We start from the raw sequence: 18,562 nt of genomic DNA, 5'->3' as shown, positions 1-18,562 counted from the left end.
GGGTCCTGAATGCGTTATTGTGTCGATCTTTTTGTGGTGGCGTCCGGTTTATGTAATGTCCGGTTCTTCAAATTTGTAACGGTCCTGAACTGAACTGGCAACCAGCAGACCGTGTATGGGCATGCTTTTGCAAACAAAATGCGCAGCAGATTTTCGTCCGCTACGCATTTGATTGGATATTGGTGCTTTATGTGATGGGGCGGTCAGTCGGCAAAAACGATATTGATGCGGCGATTCTGACGACCTTTCTTTTCAATCTTGGCGACGGATACCTTGCCGATTTCCCCGGTTTTGCGGACATGGGTGCCGCCGCACGGCTGAAAATCGATCCCTTCGATCGTCACGGTTCGGATTGAATTGCCATCCATTGGCGGTTGAACCGACATGGTGCGCACCAGTTCCGGATTGGCTTTGAGTTCTGCGACGCTGATTTCACCGTCATAAACCTCTGCATTGCGCGCGATCAGCTCATTCAGCTTTTCAGTGATCTCGTCCTTATCAAGACTGAGCTCCGGCAGGTTGAAGTCAAGCCGTGCCTTGTGGGCGGCAATGTTGCCGCCGGTCACATCGCCTTCGATCACAGCGCACAGCAAATGCAGGCAGGTGTGAAAGCGCATCAGTTTATGGCGATTATCCCAATCAAGTTCAGCCGTCACTGTATCGCCAATCTGGGGCAGGGGGTGATCATCAGCAATGATGTGCAAGATGCGACCGGTTTCTCGATCCTTCACCGTGGTTGCGATGGGGATACTTGCGCCTGATGCGGTCTTCAATGTTCCAATGTCGCCGGCCTGTCCGCCTGCTGTTGCGTAAAAGACGGTCTGATCAAGTTCGATACCGCGATCAGAAATGCTTTTTACAACCGCGTCACAGCTTTTGGCATAGGCGTCTTCACGAAACAAAAGGCGTGTCATTCATCTTGTCCTTCCCTGTTGGTGGCATCGGCCTGCTGATTTCCGGGCGTTGGGGGCGGGTAGCAGGGCGCTTTGATCTTGATTTTGGGTCGGGCACGGGTCGGCTGCCCGTACCTTATTTGTTGCATTCATGGTGTGGTCTGCGTGGCCCGATTGTCGAGGGCAAAATTGTCTGCGTACAAAACATAAAATGTATTGATTGATACATGTTTGGAAAAATAGTGTTGTATATTATACAAAATGTATGTTACTGCGGTTGTGTAAATCAGGAGTGGTAGCAACCTTGGCAGCAATAATTCACGTCAAACTGACGGGCGAGGGGGATTTCGGGCCGGTGGATCTCGAATGCGCGATCCCGCCTGCACGCCTGCCTGTTGTGATGGCGGCTTTGTTTGGTCAGCCGTTGCAGATGCAGGCAGGGCAAATGCCGTCAAATATCACTACTGGTTCTGAGCGTTCTGCTGCGCAAAATACAGGTTCTGTGCATTCATTGTGTGGGCAGGATGCTGGTGCGATGGCTTCTGATGAGTCCCTGATACGCGCGGAAAGTGACGGGCAGGGCGCTGCCCGTTCGGTTGACTTCGTGCAGGGACAGGCTGTTGGTGGCGCTGCTTATTCGGCCGATCCCGGCGTTGGCATTGATCCAGGTGCTTTCATCACAAGCTTCATGGGATCGCTTGGCGATCTGATCGGGCGTTTGCAGCCGCGTGGCTTTGCTGAAACGATCCTGATTGCGGCGATCTGGCTGCATTATCGTGATGGGCGGGGCTTTGTGAGCCGTGATGATATTCGTCGAATCCTGCGCCGTCAGGATCACTTGCGCATGCCTAAAAACTTCAGCCGTGATTTCCATGTGGCGGTGACGCGCGGTTATCTCGATCCAATTGAAAACGAAGACGGATTCGCTGTTTCCCCCGCTGGATATCAATGGTTTCGTTCTGAGTGTACTAAATGATACAAAATGTCGAAAAATATGTTGACGTGATGTATGGTTGATGTATCGTTTCACCCAGGGACAAATAAAAACGGGTGGGACAAACAGATGCGAGAATGGGAAGTCAGAACAAGTTGTCGCGTATGGCGTGGGCGATATGTGATCCGTGGGGACGTTGATCGTATTGCCAATGACATTGTCGAGCTTCAGCAAAACCGTTTTCCGGGACTGGAAACGGACAAGGTTTCGCTAAAGGTCGTCACCATGGCTGTTATGGCCGTTCTTGCCGATGAATGCTGCGAAGACGGTGTTACCGCAGCTGAACTTTCCTTCCTTCTGACCACCTGCCTTGGCATGCCGATTTCGCCGACCCGCATTGAAAAGGAAATGGCGGGCCTTTCTGGTCTTGTCTGGACCGGGGAATGGGGTGGTGAAACGCTGTATGTCATGGAGAAGCGTGGCCTTCGTTTCTTTGAAACGGCACGCGATCTGGCGCTTAGCGAAACTGGCAATATCAGCAGCGATGACCGCGCGAAGGTCAAGGCATCAGAGAATGCCGACGAGGTCGCAGGCAAGCCAATGATCAGTGCCACCATGATGAACAATCCGGCACTTCACGCGCGTTACCGCGTTGTCAGCTAAGCCGACTTAAAACATCGATCCTTTAGGCACCCGTTGGCATTCCAGCGGGTGTTTTCGTTTGATGGTGGCTTTGGCACGGGAGCATTACCGGAATTCCAGGGGTTAAATCAAAGTGGCTTGACCGCGGGAAATTTTCGCCATATGCCTTTGGGTATGGAAAACGTAATTGCACATCACAACGCCTATTATCCGCTGCACACATAAGTGCGGCGCGTTTTGATATGTAAAAATCAAGGATCGGCCGCCACGGGGCGGCCTTTTGTTTTTCCATAACCCGGTCTCCCGGTGGTGGTCCGCTTAAAAGGACCAACCGAAATGAAGATCGAAAATACCATCGAAGAAATCCGAACGCCGCAAAACGCCAGTGAAGTCGCGGCGACAAGCTTTGAATCTGAAGCGATGCGAAGCCTCCACGCGCGTGGCTTTGTGCATCAATGCACCTCGTTTAATGGCCTTGATGCCGTACTTGCCAAATCCGAGGCCGTTCCGGTTTACATCGGTTTTGATGCAACCGCTGACAGCCTTCATGTCGGGCATTTACTGCCAATTATGACGTTGCGCTGGCTTCAGCGCCATGGCCACAAGCCGATTGTGCTGGTGGGTGGCGGGACCACGCGCATTGGCGATCCAAGCTTCCGTTCGGACGCCCGGCCGATCCTGAACGATGGACAGATCGCAACCAACATTGCAGGTATCCGCCAGGTGTTTGACCGGTTCTTGAAGTTTGGCAACGGCCCGACCGATGCCGTGCTGGTCAATAATGCCGAATGGCTCGATCAGTTGGGATATGTTGATCTTTTGCGTGACGTCGGACGCCATTTTTCCGTGAACCGGATGCTGTCATTTGATTCTGTTCGCACGCGTCTTGAGCGTCAGGAAAGCCTGAGTTTCCTTGAGTTCAACTACATGATCCTGCAGGCGTTTGATTTTCTTGAGCTCTCGCGTCGCTTTGGCTGCCGTGCGCAGATGGGCGGTGGTGATCAGTGGGCCAATATCATCAATGGCGTTGATCTGGTTCGGCGCGTCGATGGCAATGAGGTGTTTGGCATGACTGCACCGCTTCTGACCACGTCATCAGGCGTGAAGATGGGAAAAACAGCAGCAGGTGCTGTTTGGTTGAATGCAGACCGGCTGAGTGCATTTGATTACTGGCAGTTCTGGCGCAATTGCGAGGATGGCGATGTTGGCCGGTTCCTGAGACTGTTCACGGATCTGCCGCTTTTGGATGTTGAGCAGCTTGAAAACCTGTCGGGTGCAGGTCTGAACGAAGCCAAAATCGTTTTGGCCGACGAAGCCACAAGGCTTGCGCATGGCGACGATGCCGTCGATGCGGTCAAATCGGCGGTCGATGGTGTGTTTGGTGCAAACGGAAACCTCAAAGGTCTTCCGACCATCGAGTTCACCGCAGATGCACTTAAAGACGGTTTGGGGGTCTTAGCCCTGATCGTGATGGCCGGGTTTGCCAAATCCAACAGCGAAGCCAGAAGGCTTGTTTTGGCTGGTGCTGTGCGGATTGAAGACAAGCAAGTCGATGATCCAGAACATCACGTTCTTAGCTACGCCTTTGACGATGGCGAGTTGCTGAGACTTTCGGTTGGCAAAAAGCGCCATGCCGCAATCAAACGGGTCGGGTGATTGATATGGGTTATCGCATGGGGCAGGTGTCAGAACAGTGACATCTGCCCATCGGCGCTGGGCCGTTTAAACCCGCTGCAATCAAGGTTCAATGATCGTCCGGTCAGATTATGTTTCTTGCGCGCCGCATTAAAGCGATGAGTAATCAGATCGGCGATTGGGCCGGTACCACGCATGCGTTTGCCAAATTCTGATTGATATATTTCCCCGTCGCGCATTTGCCGGATCAGTGACATGATCTTTGCCTTGCGATCCGGGTAATGCGCTTCAAGCCATTCCTCAAACAGCCCGCCAATTTCAAGCGGCAGGCGTAACACAATATGGCTGACCGATTGCGCGCCAGCATCCTTGCAGGCGGCCACCAGCTTTTCGATTTCCATATCATTCAAACCGGGAATGATTGGCGCGCAAAGAACGGTTACCGGAATGCAGGCCTCAGACAATTTCCGGATCGCATCCAGTCTGCGATGCGGGGCGGATGCACGTGGTTCCAAAAGGTTTGAAAGACGATGATCAAGGCTTGTGACCGATACTGCAACCGATGCGCGGTTTCTTGCGGCCATCGGTGCGATCAAATCAATGTCACGGGTGACCAGCGCGCTTTTCGTGATCAGGGAAAACGGGTGCTGGCAATCGGCCAGGACTTCAATGATCGACCGGGTTAATTTCTTGTCGCGATCAACCGGCTGATAGGGATCAGTACTGGTGCCGATCACAATCGGTTCGGGCTGATAGCTTTTCGATGACAGTTGCTTGCGCAGCAGACTGGCGGCTTCCGGTTTCCAGAACAGTTTGGTTTCAAAATCCAGCCCCGGTGACAGACCGAGATAGGCGTGCGTTGGTCGGGCAAAACAGTACACACAGCCATGCTCGCAGCCGCGATAGGGGTTGATCGAGCGATCAAATGGAACATCCGGACTTTGGTTCTTTGTAATGACAGACCGTGCACCATCGATACCAAGGGTGGTTTTGGTATGTGGGGCATCCTGAACTTCCACCAATGTGCCCAGCCATCCATCATCAACCCCCTGATGGATGTGCCGCTCAAATCGCCCGTCAATATTGGACACCGCACCGCGCCCCTTTTGTCCTCGGGCGGGCAATATGTTCGGATCACATCCCGCGTTTGACCATCCATCATCAAAAATGGCGGTAGGGGTTGGATCGGGCGTCTGTTCGATACTGTTCTTCATGCAGACACAATAAAGAACAAAAGCAGAACATTCAAGTGAAAGGCGATGGCATAAATTTGCGAAGTATCAGCTCAGGGGCAATTGGTGCCGCTTGTCGTGATTGTTCCTGTAACGGTGCCAAGGCTGCCACCGATGTAACACGTTGTGATGTTGGACGTATTACCTGTACCAGACAGGTTGGATATATTTACGCTTCCAGCGAGCAAAATGTAACGTTTGGTGGCGGCCGTCCCTGTTGTGGAAATCTTGTTGTCGTTGACGCTGATGTTTGAGTTGGCGCCACGGATCGCCAGGAAGTGAGAAGTGCTGCCATTGGCAATTATGGATATGTCATTATTTTCAATTGTAATATTTTGACCGTCTTCGATATCAAAAGTGGATGCAGTTGACCCGCTGACGGTCGTTGTCAGTTTGTTGTCGCGAATTGTGACATTGTTCTTGCCGGCGATTCTCGCGATGGTTGAGCTTGATGACCGGGTAAGGTTTGCCGTCACACCAATCAGGCTGCTGTTATCGGCCATGTCAAAGAAGCGACCGGCGCCACTGCCACCGCCGCTGTCACCCGGGCCCGAGATTGAGGAATCTGGGATGGCGACCGTAACCGAACGTCCTGTCGGTGTTTTGATGTCGAGTGCACCGCCGCCGACAATTGTTTGCCCATTCTGAACAGTGGTGATGGAACTGACATTTGTGTAGTTCCCGCTCAACACGACGGTGGAATTGGCACCTGCATTGGCGATGGCGGTGGCAAAATCGCCCGCCGACGTTGAATTGCTGTTTAAAAGCGTGATCGTTTCGCCGTCCGCTGTTTGGGTGATTTCACTTGCTTCTGAAAACTGTCCCGCCTGACTGACCACATCAATGTCGCGAATGATGGGATCGGTCATGCGTCGTTCCATCGCTGTCAGGCGTGGTTTCGGGGTATCGCCAAAACCTTGTAAGGGGATACGAAGGCGGAAACTGGCAAAGCCCTGCGTGCCCCGTGGGCTGTCATGCTGAATTTCCGCCCCGAGAGAGAAGCGCGACCCTTCCCATAAAAAAGGAACTTCATCAAAGGTCAGATCCAGTCGCCCACGCGGACCCTGTACCGTATCAACACCGTCTTCCGTAAAGCGATAACCACCGGCATATGCACGGAGTTGCTGTCCGGCATCAGCCGCAAATAACGGAATGCGCCAACCAATTTCCCCGTCAAAACCATGTAATGCAAGTTCTTCGCCTTGATTGTACATCAATGTGGTGCCGCTCACATCAACAGTACTGAGGCTGTCCTCGAAGTATTGTGTCGTGCCGATCGGGACATAGGCATTGGCGCGAAAATCCCAATCAAGCGACAGGGCCTCTGCGCCGAAGGTCAATTGGTTGAATTTGTTGCCATAGGGGCTGTGGCGGCGGTCAAAATAACCATAGCCGCCAATGTTCCATCCCGAATCAAGCATCTGACGGATGCCAAGACCGAAGTTCCCTTCGTGGCTGTTATTGTCATCCATCCGGACGCGAAGGCTGGTGAAGGTCAATGTGTCCTCGTCCTGCCAAAGCGGAATTAAAAGGTCCGTCTCGCCAAGATTGCGATCCGTTCCGCCTTTGCCTTCCAGATCAATATGCGGACCCCATTTGGAGCCGGTTGACATCGGGTCGGCGTGGCCAATCGTTGCAATGAAAAAGACGGGAAGGGCAAGAAGGGCAGAACGGAATGATCGGGTAGCGCGCATTTTGTAACCTGGTCAGCAAGGCTCACATTGCGTCCGCGCAGGCGAACACATTGCCAAGGTTTCAGAAGATTTTGCTCATGGGGAGGATCGTGCCCCGTATTTGCACGGCTTTTCGCCATGTCGATATTTATGCGAACGACCGTAGTGGCGCATGATTTTGGCAGCCACTTCTATTCTTTATCATTTTCGCAGAATTTATCATTTTCATGGCTTTGGCGTGCCAAACTCGCCTGACGAGAGAAATGTCATGGTCACAATCATTTGCTTGCCGGTTTATGGGCGCGGGATATAGTTGCCGTAATGGTGCAAAGCGTCATCAGTCATCGCGCACCATCTGATCATCAGCAAAGGATCGCCCCCATGGATTGGACACAGTTTCTAAGCTTTGCGCTTGTCACGTCACTTCTGGTGATGTCGCCAGGCCCCAACGGTGTTTTGATTGCCAAAACTGTTCCGACATCGGGGCGCGCGACGGGTTTTGCCAATGTCGCCGGGTTCGTCACCGCCTTTTATATCCATGGCGCGCTTTCGATCCTGGGTATTTCCGTGATCCTGGTGCAGTCGGCCAATGCCTTTATGGTCGTGAAGCTGCTTGGTGCGGCTTATCTTTGCTGGGTCGGGTTTAAAGCACTTCGTGATGCTTGGCGTGGCGTGAAAACCGTGGCCGAAGTTGCGCCGGCCAAACGCAAGCGCACGATGATCAAGGCCTATGGCGAAGGTTTTCTGACCAACGCGCTGAACCCAAAAGTATCGATCTTTTATCTGGCGGCTTTCCCGCAATTCATCCCGACGGGCGAGGGGGCCATTGCATCGGCTTTCATGCTGGTAACTGTCCATGCAATGATTAATGTGGTCTGGTTCGGGGCGATCATTTTGCTGCTCGCACGCCTGACCCGCTTTGCCGGGAGTGGCCGTTTCCAGCGCGCGCTTAAGGCAACCACCGGTGCGGTCTTCATCGCGTTTGGTCTGAAGCTGGCGGCGTTCCGTCCTTAATCCGAAACGGTAAAAATCCTGAATATGATTACGGCCCGTCAGGTTACTGGCGGGCCGTTTGTTTTGGATTATTTCCGCACAATGATCAGCGCCATGATTGCGCAAAATAGTGCGAACAGAATGTCGCTTACGGCGACGCTTTCCATGGCCAATGCTTCGAATGCGGCAATCGGCAGAATGATCGATGCAAGGACCAGAAAGACCGGATTAAACAGTTTCTGTTTCATCTCAGGCACCTCCATTCATTTTCATGATCAGCAATATGCCAAGCGCCATAAAACCGCAAAGGGCGGTCAGGATCACACCGGTTTTAAGAACCACCGACAAGACCGGGCCTTCTTTGCCCGAAAGCCCGACAGTCGAGCAGCCGACAAGGATTTTTGACGGGGCCAGCATACTGCCAAGCGACGCACCCGTTGCCTGTGCCGCCAGAATAAGCGCGGTTGAAAGCCCGGAAAGCTCGGCGGTGTGGCGCTGGAACATGCCAAAGACAACGTTGGAATTGTTCGTACTGCCAGTCATGAATGCACCCAATGCCCCGATGGCCGGTGAAATCACCGGATAGGCCACGGCAAACGCGCCCGAGAAGATCGCAGCACCACCTTCGGCCAGCGCATAGGTCATGCCCGCATGATCCATAATGATCGCAAGCCCAATGACGGGCACCATACCAATGCTGGTCGGAAGGCCGCTTTTAAGCGTGCGCTGCCAGATGCGTTTGCCAATGCCGTTATCGTAATGGCCGCGCATATTGAAGAACGCAAAACTGATCGCTGCAGTGTAAAGCAACAAGGCGCCCGGATGGCCAAAGATGGCAATTGCCTTGGCGCTTTCTGCATTAATCACCCAACCAAGCGAGGTTGATGTTTCCGGAAAATCAAGTGTGAAGCGGACCTTGCCCAGCAGCATTTCGATGGCCGGGATAAAGGTCGCCAGCGTCACCAAAACGATAAACACCAGGTAAGGGGTCAGTGCCTCGATCAGGGGCATGTGATGCGCGTCTTCATCGACCTGCTCAGTGACATCATCGGGATGGGGTTTCCAGAACCGCGTCACGATGATCGATGTTCCAAGGCCAGCAATGCCCGCCGTCAGGCCGCCCAGCGTCCAGACGCCGTAATTGGCCATGATGTACTGGACGACACCCATCACACCCGAAATCAACACCAGCGGAACAATGCGGCGGCGAATGGTGCGGAACCCACCATCAAGCCAAAGCACAGCCGCCCCGCACATAAAGCCCGAAAGCCCCAAAAGGATGGCGGAATAGTGGGTAAGCTCGGTTCCCGGAATGCCGGTGACACCAATCAATGCTTCAAAAGACGTCGCCATATTACCAAACAGCACTGACCAGCTATGGCCAATCATGGGTGCAGCGACCGCCAAAACGGGCGAGAATCCCATGCCAAGCAATAGCGGTGCGACCACGGCAATTGGAACGCCAAAGCCAGCCACCCCTTGCAGGAAGCTTGCAAAGACATAGCCCAATATCAAAAGCTGAAGTGGTCGATCATCGGTAAGTGATCGGATCGCGCGCCCGATGGTTTTGATCGCGCCGGCTTCTTCAGCCGCGAAATAAAGGATCAGTGCAGCCCAGACGATATAAAGGATGTAAAGGGCAAGCATCACGCCCTTGGCCTGGGCAATGACCAGCATGTCGGTCGGCGCGCCAAAGAAGAAGACAGCAATAATGACGGTAACAAACCATGCGGCTGCACCCGCACGTGCCGCCCCCCAATTAACCTTGATCATCAGGAACAGGATTATTGCGATCGGCAAAGCTGCCAGCAAAAAGTCAATCATGGGTGGCGCACCATAACCTTTTGAAACAAAGGATCGATTACATCGATAGGACGCGCATATTGTCCGAGCCTTGATGCAAGCGCAAGTGGCGTAAGTTGGTATTTCGTATGATGAAACGGGCGATGTGCTTAACTCAGATCGGATTGTGCAGGTACTTTGTATTCTGCCTTCACATAGGCGACACCGTTTTTGTGAAAGATGTCTCTATAAGTCGTAAAGCCGTTCTTCAGGTAAAAGTCAGCAGCATCCAGTCGGGCATCACACCACATTGTCGAAAAGTCTGACATCGACAGAAAGGCCTGCATTTCCTGCAACATTTTTGATCCCAGACCCTGCTTTTGCATCTCAGGGACAATCGCAAATTTCCGCAGGCGAACCTTGTCGGGCCCATCAGGAAAAAGCGACGCGACACTCACCAGTTTCTGATCGACATATCCACCGAAATGAAAGGCCGCATGATCTTCTGCAAGCATGCAATATTCAATCGGCTCATTCGGCCACAAAACCATATGTCGAATGGCGTAGGTTTGATCGGCTGTGATGGGTTCAAACGTGAGCATGGCGGGCATTTATCCTGTGGCGGGTACGCTACGATAGGTGACCACGCAATTTGCGTAAAGCAGTGCCGATGCAATAATGGCGGCAAATTGAAATCTGCCGCCATTTGGTGTCTTGGTGCTTTGGGATCGCTTACGCGCAATCCTTGTCGCTGGCTTGCGTCTTCATTTCGCCAAACAGTTCTGCGGCGATTTCAAACGATTTTTTGCGGGCTGCTTGGTCAAAGATGTTGGCCGTGACCATGATTTCATCGGCATTGGTCATATAGGCAAACTCGCGCAGTTTCTTGCGGACCGTGTCGCGACCGCCAATGGCGGCGTAGCGCATGGCGTGATCAACGCCCGCTTTCTCAACGCGGTTCCAGATCTCGCTCATATCCTTGACCGGTTTTGGCAATTGGCCCGGCGTGCCTCGGCGCAGGTTGAGGAATTGTTGCTGCATCGACGTCGCCAGATATTCGCCTTCTTCGTCGCTGTCAGCGGCAAAGAAGCCCATCGCAGCAATCGCATAGGGTTTATCAAGCTGATCACTTGGTTCAAACCGATGACGATAAAGCGATAACGCATCCATCAGCATGTCCGGGGCAAAATGCGAAGCAAAGGCAAAGGGCAGGCCAAGACGCGCAGCGAGATCAGCAGAAAACAGGCTGCTGCCCAAAAGCCACATCGGGACTTGTGACCCATAGCCCGGAACAGCACGGATCGGCGGATTGCCTTCAAGCGGAGCCAAGAATGCCTGAACTTGAAGCACATCCTGTATGAAGCGTTCTTCGGATCCATGCATGTCACGGCGAAGGGCGGCGGCGGTGCGTTGATCCGTGCCCGGTGCGCGACCAATGCCAAGATCAATACGACCAGGGTGAAGTGCATCAAGGGTGCCAAACTGCTCGGCAATCACAAGCGGTGCATGGTTGGGCAGCATCACCCCACCTGACCCAACGCGGATTGTCTTGGTGCCCGCTGTAACATGGGCCATGACAACCGAAGTCGCCGCACTGGCGATGCCCGGCATATTGTGATGTTCGGCAAGCCAGTAACGATGATAGCCAAGTTGTTCTGCATGTTGCGCCAGTTCGAGCGTGTTGCGCAGCGCATCAGATGGGTGTTCGCCCGCATTGACCGGGCAAAGATCAAGTAATGAATATCGTAGCATCAGCCAGACTTTCGGTTTGGCGCACACATCGCAAAAGCGGGGCGCCTGATTTCAGAGTTGGGATTAATCTAGCCTGAAATCACAAGCTTGCCAGTCCTGATCAGCGAATTGGCGCGTTTCAATCCTGGGTTCGATGGGCCGTTCGATGAGCGGAAAGTGTGCGCGAAACGAAGTTCCGAAGGGCGATGGAAATGTCATTGCTGCGATAGGCAAGGGACAGCTGTGCGATCGGGACATCGCCATCAATATCGCGATAGGCAACGCCATTTGCCTGAAGCTGGGTCATGGGTTTGGGGACCAGCGAAAAGCCAAGTTCCGCCGCAACGAAGTTAATCACCGATCCAAGTTGCGGGGCGATTTGACCCATTTGCGGCTCAAACCCGGCATCACGACAGGCGGTGACCACCTTGTCGAAATGGGTCGGGCCAACCGCGCGCGGCGTCAGGATAAGTGCCTCGTCACTTAAATCAGATAACGCGACCTTTTCATTCTTGGCCGCAGGGTGGCCCGCTGGCAGGACCAGCACCATCGGTTCACTTGAAATCACATGAAGGCGAATACCATCACCGGCAATTGCGTCCTGACGCAAGAACACGGCATCAAGGCGTTCTTCCTTAAGGCTTGCAACAAGCTGGGCAGAGTTGGCTTCTTCCAGCGTCATTTCAACACCCGGATAGGCGCGGCGAAAGTCACGAAAGACACGCGGGACAGATGGGCTGAATGCGGCTGATGCCGTAAAGCCGACACGGATGGAGCCAACTTCACCGCGACCGGCGCGTTGGGCTGCGCGAATGGCGCGTTCGGCCAGATCGGGGAACTGTTCGACCGCATCAAAGAATGCCGACCCGGCCTCTGTCAGTTCCGCGCCATGGGGGACGCGGTGGAACAGGGCTGTGCCGATTTCGGTTTCAAGATCACGGATTTGCTGGCTAAGCGGTGGCTGACCGATGCCAATGCGCGCGGCCGCACGGGTAAAATTGCCTTCGCGGGCAACGGCCAGGAAATAGCGGATATGGCGCAGTTCCATCTTGGGTATATCCAAAACATATCAAAAATAACTGTTCCATATATTGGACGGATGATCGTGACAATGCAATCATAAGAACACCCCACGAACTGTTCCAAAAGAGGTCGGAAATGTCTGTTTCTCGGGACAATGACCCAGAACCGAATTCTGTAAGTGCTGCTGATACGGCGTCTATTGATGCGAAAAGCACCGCGCATTCGCAAAACCCGCTCGCGTCCACCAACGCAAACGCATCGCCTGATCCTGTCGGGATTAAACCGGGATCTGCTGCGTTTCGCCGTATCAGCATTGCGCTTTTCCTTGCCGGTTATGCGACCTTTTCCCTGATTTACTGCGTGCAGCCATTGTTACCGGAGGTTGCCTTGCATTTTGGTGTCGGGCCTGCGGAAAGTTCGCTGGCCTTGTCGCTGACAACAGGTTTTCTGGCTTTTGCCATTCTTTTGGCCGGTGCGGTTTCCGAGGCGACCGGGCGCAAGCAATTGATGCTGGTTTCGATGTGCGTGGCATCGATTTTGAACCTGATCGCACCGTTTTTACCTGACTGGCATGCCTTTTTGGTCGTTCGCGCGCTTGAAGGTTTGATGCTGGGCGGTGTTCCGGCTGTTGCCATGGCCTATCTGGCCGAAGAAATCGATCCCAAGGCGCTTGGCGTTGCGATGGGTATTTACATCAGCGGCACGGCGATTGGCGGGCTCAGCGGCCGGGTTGTTATTGGATTTCTGACCGATCTGTTTGGATGGCACGCAGCGCTTGGTGCGATGGGCGCACTCGGTTTGCTGGCGGCCCTTGGTTTTGCTGTGTTGCTGCCAGCGTCGCGCAATTTCGTCCGGAAACCGGGCTTTCAGGTGCGTTATCATCTGCGCGCATGGGGCGGGCACCTCAAACATGCGGGCTTGCCGTTCGTGTTCCTGATCGGTGCCTTTGCGATGGGATGCTTTGTCACGGTGTTTAACTATGTCGGTTTTCGTCTGTCAGATGCACCTTATGGGCTTAGTCAAAGCCAGATTGGTTTGATTTTTGTCGTCTATTTGTGTGGTTCGGTGACGTCATCAATTGCAGGTGCGCTGTCTGACAAGCTTGGCCGTGGCCCGGTTCTGGTGGTTGGTGTGCTGCTGGCCGGTCTGGGTGTCACGCTGTCCATGCATGAAAGTCTGACCGGGATCATTGGCGGGATTGTTGTTCTGACCAGCGGGTTCTTTGTTGCCCATTCAATTGCCAGCGGCTGGGTAGGGCGGTTGGCCGAAAATGCCAAGGGCCACGCATCATCCCTTTATCTTCTGGCCTATTATCTCGGCTCGAGCATCATGGGGTCGGCCGGTGGCTGGTTCTGGGATCATGGCGGATGGAATGCGGTTGCCGGTTTCTCGGTTGCCCTTCTTGGCTGTGCGCTGGTGTGTGGACTGTATCTTTGGCGGTTTGCGAGCAAGGCTGCTGCTATTCAGCAGGGTGAAGCGAGCGTCACAAATTCTGCCCATTCTGCCCAGCCGGATTTCAGCAAGGCAAGTCACGGTCGTGCCTAGTGGCGTGAAGCCTGCACCAGATAAAACAAAACCCCGTCAGAATACTGACGGGGTTTTGTGTTTCAAGCGATCAGGGCTTAGAGCCAATCCGGGCTCGGAAGACCTTTTTCCTTGAGGAAGTCAGGGTTCCAAAGCTTGCTCTGGTAGCGGGTGCCAAGGTCACACAGAACGGTGACGATGGTTTTGCCCGGGCCCAGTTCGCGCGCAAGGCGGACCGCACCAGCAATGTTGATGCCCGTCGAGCCACCCATGCACAGACCTTCTTCTTTCAGCAGGTCAAACACGATCGGCAGCATTTCCTCGTCCGTGATCTGGAACGGATGATCGATCTCGACACCTTCGAGGTTGGCCGTAATACGGCCCTGACCGATACCTTCGGAGATCGAGCTTCCCTCGGATTTCAGCTCGCCAAATTTATAGTGGCTGTAAAGGGCTGCACCCATCGGATCGGCAAGGCCGATCTGGATGTTTTTGTTGCGCTCTTTAAGGGCCAATGAAACACCGGCAAGCGTGCCGCCGGTGCCAACAGCGCAGATGAAACCATCAACCTTGCCATCGGTCTGTTCCCAGATTTCCGGCGCGGTGGTGTCGATATGGCCCTGACGGTTGGCGACGTTGTCAAACTGGTTGGCCCAGATTGCACCATTCGGTTCAGACTGTGCCAGTTCTTCGGCCAGACGGCGCGAAACATGGACATAGTTGTTCTGATCGCGATACGGAACTGCCGGAACTTCACGCAGATCAGCACCAAGAAGACGCAGAAGGTCTTTCTTTTCCTGACTCTGTGTTTCCGGGATCACGATAACGGTACGATAGCCAAGCGCGTTGCCGACAACCGCAAGACCAATACCGGTATTGCCCGCCGTACCTTCAACAATGACGCCGCCCGGCTTAAGCAGGCCGCGTGCTTCTGCGTCGCGAATAATGGCAAGTGCGGCACGGTCCTTGACTGATCCGCCCGGGTTTGCGTATTCCGCCTTGCCCAGAATGGTGCAGCCCGTCAGCTCGGAAACCTTTTTCAGCTTCACAAGCGGGGTGCGGCCAATGGCTTCGATGGTGCCATTGCGAATGTCCATGACAAACTCCAAACGTGGTTGGGTTCAAAATGTATTTAAGTGTTGATTAGGTTCTTTTGCACACAAAAGTCAAGGCAGTTTGAAAATTACCACTGAAAAAGAGTGTTAAATAATTCATGTGCGCCAGTTTCGACAAAATTTCGCTAAACCCCGGTTTCCTTACGGATGCGGTCGCGGTTGAGCATCAACCACTGAATGGCAATGGTTGCCGTTGCATTGCAGAGTTGTCCATTTCGCAACATGGCAAAGCATTCCTCGGCAGAAACTGCAAACACGCGAATGTCTTCACCTTCTTCTTCCAGACCATGTAACCCGCCAACATTTGAGCTGTCCACACGGCCGTAATAAAGGGTGACGGTTTCGCTCGAACAGCCGGGTGTGACATAGTATCGCGATATCAGTTCCAGATCGCCAATGATGTCGCATCCTGCTTCTTCAATGGTCTCGCGGCGTGCGACGTCCTGATCTGTTTCGCCGTCTTCGATAATGCCTGCGACAATTTCTGTCAGCCATACGGGCATGTCAGGATAGTGATCCTGCACCGATATAGTACCCGGCCGAAACTGTTCAATCAGAACAACTTCGTCTCGCACCGGATCATAGGGCAAGACGGCGACCGCGTGGCCACGTTCAAGAACTTCACGCTGTAAGATATCGCTTCTGCCGCCATCAAATGTGTCATGCGTGACGCGATAGACATCAAGTTTGAAATATCCATCCCATCCGCGACGTCGTTCGATAACGTCGAATTTCTTGTCAGTCATGTTTGTGTGTCCGTTTGGAAAAATAGGTGATTGGCGGGCTTTGTGCATTCTGGTGCACGTTTTAGGTGACAGGTTTCAATATTTTATTATTCTTATGTATGCGATATTAAATCTATTATGGGTTGAATGATTGGACTTGGCGCTCAAAACGGTCCTTCGTTGGGATAGGGTGGCCATCCCTTTGTTTTAATTATACCTGATCTAGTATAAACTAAGACTTATCTAATTGGCGGTCGATAAGGCTGTTTGACGGGATATAATTCTGGGTTTCGGGGGAAGCAAGGCGTTGATGCGGTTCGAGCCGACAGAAATCGCACGTCTTTACGGGCGATCACGCGTGGGAGTTGTCGTACACAAAGACCTTCAGGCTGTGTATGTCAATGATGCCTATGCGAAGATGCTCGGCCGTCGGGACGTCAAGGATTTCATGAGCGAACCGGATATGCGGCAATATATCCCGCCCAGTTTCCATCATGAAGCGGCCAAACTTTCCGAAAGTTTCCAAGATAGCAACGGCTTCCACGGCTGGAAGAAGGTTTATAACATCCGCACCGACGGTTCACCGGTCTGGATGGAAATCAGCGATGAAACCGTTGAATGGGAAGACGGCAATGCCGTTCTGACCACAGCGCAAATGATCGACAATGGCACGACCGCAATGCAGGTCGATCACATGCTCGGCCGATCATTCATCGGTGTGATGGTTCATCGCAACATGACTGCCCTTTATGTGAACGACTCATTTGCCAAACTGATGGGTGCGGAAAGTGCCAGCAAGTTCATGGAAAACCCCAATGTCTTGCGCTTCATCCCCGAAGACAACCGCCCGCGCGCGCTAAAACATGTTGCTGCCATCCTGAATGGTGAACAGCGTGGTGATCGCCACCGCGTGCATGACATCCTTGATGACGGTAGTTCGGTTTGGCGTGACCTTACCGATGAACGCATCCTTTGGCATGACGGTAAACCTGCCATTTTGACGACGGCCCATGATGTGCGCGACGAAGTCGAAATGCATGATGAACTGATCCGCGCAAAGGCCGGATTGGAAGAAGCTGTTACCGAAGTTATCAGACTTGTACCGTCAGCGGTGGCGATGCTCGATAGCATGCTTAATGTCGTGCATTACAATCATGAATTTGCCCGACTTTTCGGGGGGGGTGAAAGGTGAGGGTGAGGATCAATCCTTTGATATCTCAGCCCTTCATGAGTGCTGTGCCAAGATGAAGCTCAATGGCCATGGCCACGCGACCCTTGATGAGATGCAAACGCCTTCCGGTCGACTGGCCGATATCCGTATGAATATGATGGAAGGCGGTGGGGTGATGGTCTCGGCCACCGACATCACCGATCACAAGCGCAAGGAGCAGATGCTTGATAATCTGGCATCAACCGACCCGCTGACACGTGCGCTGAACCGGCGCGGATTTGAAAGTGCGGTCAGCAGACTGCGCGAAATTCGTCACCTTAAGGATAAAAGCTGGGTCTTTGGTCTGATCGTGCTCGATCTTGACCACTTCAAGCACGTCAATGATACCTATGGGCATGCTGTGGGGGACCGGGTGCTGGAGCGGGTTGCTGAAACCTTGCGTCAGGCACTGCGTGACGACGACCTTGTTGTACGTTTGGGGGGCGAGGAGTTTGCCGTTTTGCTGCCATCGGCAACGGCTGCCGTGACGAAACGTATTGGCGAGCGACTGGCCAATATGATTCGTGCGATTGAAGTGCCCATCGATAAACAGAGCAAACAGTTCGTCACAATCACCGCCAGCTTTGGTGCGACAGTCGGTGGCGAAGCGCGCCAGTCCTTCATTGAGCTTGCTGATGCCATGAAGGCTGCTGACGAAGCAATGTATGAGGCCAAGCAGGGTGGTCGCGATCAAATGATCTTCAAGATCCATGGTCGAGAAGGCGATAGCTAATTGCGCGCCTTCTACTTATTGTTGCCTCCATATTCTCAGATACAATCAGGTTTTCCTTCGCGCATCATGCGCCCCACGGCGGAGCATTATCCATGATTATTCGTGCCATGACCCCGGATGACGGGGACCGTGTTGTTGACATCTATGGGCGGGCGATCAAGTCCGGTCATGCAACCTTTCAGGAAAACCCCGGGAATTGGGCGGACTGGGATGCGGGACATATGCCGGAATGCCGGTTGGTCGCGGTAAACGAAGATGGACAGGTTGTTGGCTGGGCCGGGTTGTCTGGCGTTTCAAGCCGATGTGTCTATCGTGGTGTGGCAGAAATATCGGTTTACGTCGATCCGGATTGCCAGGCGCAGGGGATCGGCAAGTCACTGCTGCGCGCGTTGATTTCTGCTAGCGAGGCTGAGGGAATCTGGTCGCTTGAAGCAGGTATCTTCCCGGAAAATGATGCCAGTTTGGCTATTCACAAAAGTTTGGGGTTTGAGCCCGTCGGACGCCGACGTGGTTTGGGGCGGATGTCCTATGGCCCAATGGCGGGAAAATGGCGCGATGTCATGTTATTGCAAAGGCGCAGTGAAACTGTCGGCGTTGATTGATGTGACAGGAATTTGCGTTTGTACCGTGAATTAAGGCGGTCCGTGCAAGTGGCTTGCGACTTTGTGCTCAATCTTCGCAGTTTGCGCAAAAACACGTAGACGCGCTTTAATTTCC

18 protein-coding genes are annotated in these 18,562 nt (G+C 53.4%); 8 read left to right on the top strand and 10 right to left on the bottom strand.

What is annotated here, in order from left to right:
- Positions 1-203: 203 nt before the first annotated feature.
- Positions 204-914 carry an alanyl-tRNA editing protein gene (locus tag ACMZ66_RS08930; protein ID WP_416936512.1) on the bottom strand — a complete coding sequence of 237 codons (711 nt, stop codon included), beginning with the start codon at positions 912-914 and terminating at the stop codon, positions 204-206.
- Between the two features lie 283 nt (positions 915-1,197).
- Here ACMZ66_RS08930 and ACMZ66_RS08925 point away from each other — a divergent pair, with 283 nt between their 5' ends.
- The 3 genes from ACMZ66_RS08925 to tyrS all read left to right on the top strand — a co-directional run bounded on the left by ACMZ66_RS08925 (position 1,198) and on the right by tyrS (position 4,125).
- Complete coding sequence (locus tag ACMZ66_RS08925; protein ID WP_416936510.1) at positions 1,198-1,869, top strand: hypothetical protein; 672 nt, start codon at positions 1,198-1,200, stop codon at positions 1,867-1,869.
- Positions 1,870-1,956: 87 nt separating this feature from the next.
- Entirely contained in the window at positions 1,957-2,490 is a 534-nt protein-coding gene (locus ACMZ66_RS08920; protein ID WP_416936508.1) for a hypothetical protein, read from the top strand.
- 399 nt (positions 2,491-2,889) lie between these two features.
- Positions 2,890-4,125 (top strand): tyrosine--tRNA ligase, encoded by a 1,236-nt coding sequence (gene tyrS, locus ACMZ66_RS08915; protein WP_416936676.1) that lies wholly within the window; start codon positions 2,890-2,892, stop codon positions 4,123-4,125.
- A gap of 29 nt (positions 4,126-4,154) precedes the next feature.
- Here tyrS and ACMZ66_RS08910 read toward each other — a convergent pair whose 3' ends face one another.
- Positions 4,155-5,318, bottom strand: coding sequence for a PA0069 family radical SAM protein (locus ACMZ66_RS08910; RefSeq protein WP_416936506.1), 1,164 nt, complete (start codon positions 5,316-5,318; stop codon positions 4,155-4,157).
- 71 nt (positions 5,319-5,389) lie between these two features.
- Positions 5,390-7,030, bottom strand: coding sequence for an inverse autotransporter beta domain-containing protein (locus ACMZ66_RS08905; protein WP_416936504.1), 1,641 nt, complete (start codon positions 7,028-7,030; stop codon positions 5,390-5,392).
- Positions 7,031-7,390: 360 nt separating this feature from the next.
- Here ACMZ66_RS08905 and ACMZ66_RS08900 point away from each other — a divergent pair, with 360 nt between their 5' ends.
- Positions 7,391-8,023 (top strand): LysE family translocator, encoded by a 633-nt coding sequence (locus ACMZ66_RS08900; RefSeq protein WP_416936502.1) that lies wholly within the window; start codon positions 7,391-7,393, stop codon positions 8,021-8,023.
- Between the two features lie 68 nt (positions 8,024-8,091).
- Here the strand turns inward: ACMZ66_RS08900 and ACMZ66_RS08895 are convergent, their stop codons facing one another.
- The 5 genes from ACMZ66_RS08895 to ACMZ66_RS08875 all read right to left on the bottom strand — a co-directional run bounded on the left by ACMZ66_RS08895 (position 8,092) and on the right by ACMZ66_RS08875 (position 12,563).
- Positions 8,092-8,250: a hypothetical protein gene (locus tag ACMZ66_RS08895; RefSeq protein ID WP_416936500.1), complete on the bottom strand. Its 159-nt coding sequence runs from the start codon at positions 8,248-8,250 to the stop codon at positions 8,092-8,094.
- Between the two features lies 1 nt (position 8,251).
- On the bottom strand, positions 8,252-9,826 hold the full coding sequence (locus ACMZ66_RS08890) for an L-lactate permease (RefSeq protein ID WP_416936498.1): 1,575 nt from the start codon (positions 9,824-9,826) through the stop codon (positions 8,252-8,254).
- Positions 9,827-9,954: 128 nt separating this feature from the next.
- On the bottom strand, positions 9,955-10,386 hold the full coding sequence (locus tag ACMZ66_RS08885; RefSeq protein ID WP_416936496.1) for a GNAT family N-acetyltransferase: 432 nt from the start codon (positions 10,384-10,386) through the stop codon (positions 9,955-9,957).
- Positions 10,387-10,516: 130 nt separating this feature from the next.
- Positions 10,517-11,536 carry an LLM class flavin-dependent oxidoreductase gene (locus ACMZ66_RS08880; RefSeq protein ID WP_416936494.1) on the bottom strand — a complete coding sequence of 340 codons (1,020 nt, stop codon included), beginning with the start codon at positions 11,534-11,536 and terminating at the stop codon, positions 10,517-10,519.
- Positions 11,537-11,654: 118 nt separating this feature from the next.
- On the bottom strand, positions 11,655-12,563 hold the full coding sequence (locus ACMZ66_RS08875) for a LysR family transcriptional regulator (protein WP_416936492.1): 909 nt from the start codon (positions 12,561-12,563) through the stop codon (positions 11,655-11,657).
- Positions 12,564-12,673: 110 nt separating this feature from the next.
- Between ACMZ66_RS08875 and ACMZ66_RS08870 the strand changes: the two genes are divergently transcribed.
- Complete coding sequence (locus ACMZ66_RS08870) at positions 12,674-14,083, top strand: MFS transporter (protein ID WP_416936490.1); 1,410 nt, start codon at positions 12,674-12,676, stop codon at positions 14,081-14,083.
- A 77-nt stretch (positions 14,084-14,160) separates the two neighbouring features.
- Here the strand turns inward: ACMZ66_RS08870 and ACMZ66_RS08865 are convergent, their stop codons facing one another.
- Both ACMZ66_RS08865 and ACMZ66_RS08860 read right to left on the bottom strand, forming a co-directional pair.
- Positions 14,161-15,159: a cysteine synthase A gene (locus ACMZ66_RS08865; protein WP_416936488.1), complete on the bottom strand. Its 999-nt coding sequence runs from the start codon at positions 15,157-15,159 to the stop codon at positions 14,161-14,163.
- Between the two features lie 143 nt (positions 15,160-15,302).
- A complete protein-coding gene (locus tag ACMZ66_RS08860) occupies positions 15,303-15,923 on the bottom strand; it encodes an NUDIX domain-containing protein (RefSeq protein ID WP_416936486.1) in 621 nt (206 codons plus the stop codon).
- 289 nt (positions 15,924-16,212) lie between these two features.
- On the opposite strand from ACMZ66_RS08860, the gene ACMZ66_RS08855 reads away from it, so the two are divergent.
- The 3 genes from ACMZ66_RS08855 to ACMZ66_RS08845 all read left to right on the top strand — a co-directional run bounded on the left by ACMZ66_RS08855 (position 16,213) and on the right by ACMZ66_RS08845 (position 18,447).
- On the top strand, positions 16,213-17,094 hold the full coding sequence (locus tag ACMZ66_RS08855) for a PAS domain S-box protein (protein WP_416936484.1): 882 nt from the start codon (positions 16,213-16,215) through the stop codon (positions 17,092-17,094).
- Positions 17,084-17,845 (top strand): GGDEF domain-containing protein, encoded by a 762-nt coding sequence (locus tag ACMZ66_RS08850; protein ID WP_416936482.1) that lies wholly within the window; start codon positions 17,084-17,086, stop codon positions 17,843-17,845. Before ACMZ66_RS08855 ends, ACMZ66_RS08850 begins: the two co-directional genes overlap by 11 nt.
- 92 nt (positions 17,846-17,937) lie before the next feature.
- Positions 17,938-18,447 (top strand): GNAT family N-acetyltransferase, encoded by a 510-nt coding sequence (locus ACMZ66_RS08845; RefSeq protein ID WP_416936481.1) that lies wholly within the window; start codon positions 17,938-17,940, stop codon positions 18,445-18,447.
- Positions 18,448-18,562: the final 115 nt, after the last annotated feature.

Origin of the sequence: Thalassospira sp. (genome assembly GCF_048059015.1) — a bacterium.
In the GTDB taxonomy this organism is placed as follows: Bacteria; Pseudomonadota; Alphaproteobacteria; order Rhodospirillales; family Thalassospiraceae; genus Thalassospira.
This window is presented reverse-complemented; position numbering and strand designations above follow the sequence as displayed.

Excerpts from the sequence above, each read along its gene's own strand:
- ACMZ66_RS08880 (WP_416936494.1), bottom strand. The coding sequence starts at position 11,536 with ATGCTACGATATTCATTACTTGATCTTTGCCCGGTCAATGCGGGCGAA.
- tyrS (WP_416936676.1), top strand. The coding sequence starts at position 2,890 with ATGCGAAGCCTCCACGCGCGTGGCTTTGTGCATCAATGCACCTCGTTT.
- ACMZ66_RS08865 (WP_416936488.1), bottom strand. The coding sequence starts at position 15,159 with ATGGACATTCGCAATGGCACCATCGAAGCCATTGGCCGCACCCCGCTT.
- ACMZ66_RS08855 (WP_416936484.1), top strand. The coding sequence starts at position 16,213 with ATGCGGTTCGAGCCGACAGAAATCGCACGTCTTTACGGGCGATCACGC.
- ACMZ66_RS08895 (WP_416936500.1), bottom strand. The coding sequence starts at position 8,250 with ATGAAACAGAAACTGTTTAATCCGGTCTTTCTGGTCCTTGCATCGATC.
- ACMZ66_RS08910 (WP_416936506.1), bottom strand. The coding sequence starts at position 5,318 with ATGAAGAACAGTATCGAACAGACGCCCGATCCAACCCCTACCGCCATT.
- ACMZ66_RS08900 (WP_416936502.1), top strand. The coding sequence starts at position 7,391 with ATGGATTGGACACAGTTTCTAAGCTTTGCGCTTGTCACGTCACTTCTG.
- ACMZ66_RS08870 (WP_416936490.1), top strand. The coding sequence starts at position 12,674 with ATGTCTGTTTCTCGGGACAATGACCCAGAACCGAATTCTGTAAGTGCT.
- ACMZ66_RS08930 (WP_416936512.1), bottom strand. The coding sequence starts at position 914 with ATGACACGCCTTTTGTTTCGTGAAGACGCCTATGCCAAAAGCTGTGAC.
- ACMZ66_RS08885 (WP_416936496.1), bottom strand. The coding sequence starts at position 10,386 with ATGCTCACGTTTGAACCCATCACAGCCGATCAAACCTACGCCATTCGA.
- ACMZ66_RS08905 (WP_416936504.1), bottom strand. The coding sequence starts at position 7,030 with ATGCGCGCTACCCGATCATTCCGTTCTGCCCTTCTTGCCCTTCCCGTC.
- ACMZ66_RS08875 (WP_416936492.1), bottom strand. The coding sequence starts at position 12,563 with ATGGAACTGCGCCATATCCGCTATTTCCTGGCCGTTGCCCGCGAAGGC.
- ACMZ66_RS08890 (WP_416936498.1), bottom strand. The coding sequence starts at position 9,826 with ATGATTGACTTTTTGCTGGCAGCTTTGCCGATCGCAATAATCCTGTTC.
- ACMZ66_RS08920 (WP_416936508.1), top strand. The coding sequence starts at position 1,957 with ATGCGAGAATGGGAAGTCAGAACAAGTTGTCGCGTATGGCGTGGGCGA.
- ACMZ66_RS08845 (WP_416936481.1), top strand. The coding sequence starts at position 17,938 with ATGATTATTCGTGCCATGACCCCGGATGACGGGGACCGTGTTGTTGAC.
- ACMZ66_RS08860 (WP_416936486.1), bottom strand. The coding sequence starts at position 15,923 with ATGACTGACAAGAAATTCGACGTTATCGAACGACGTCGCGGATGGGAT.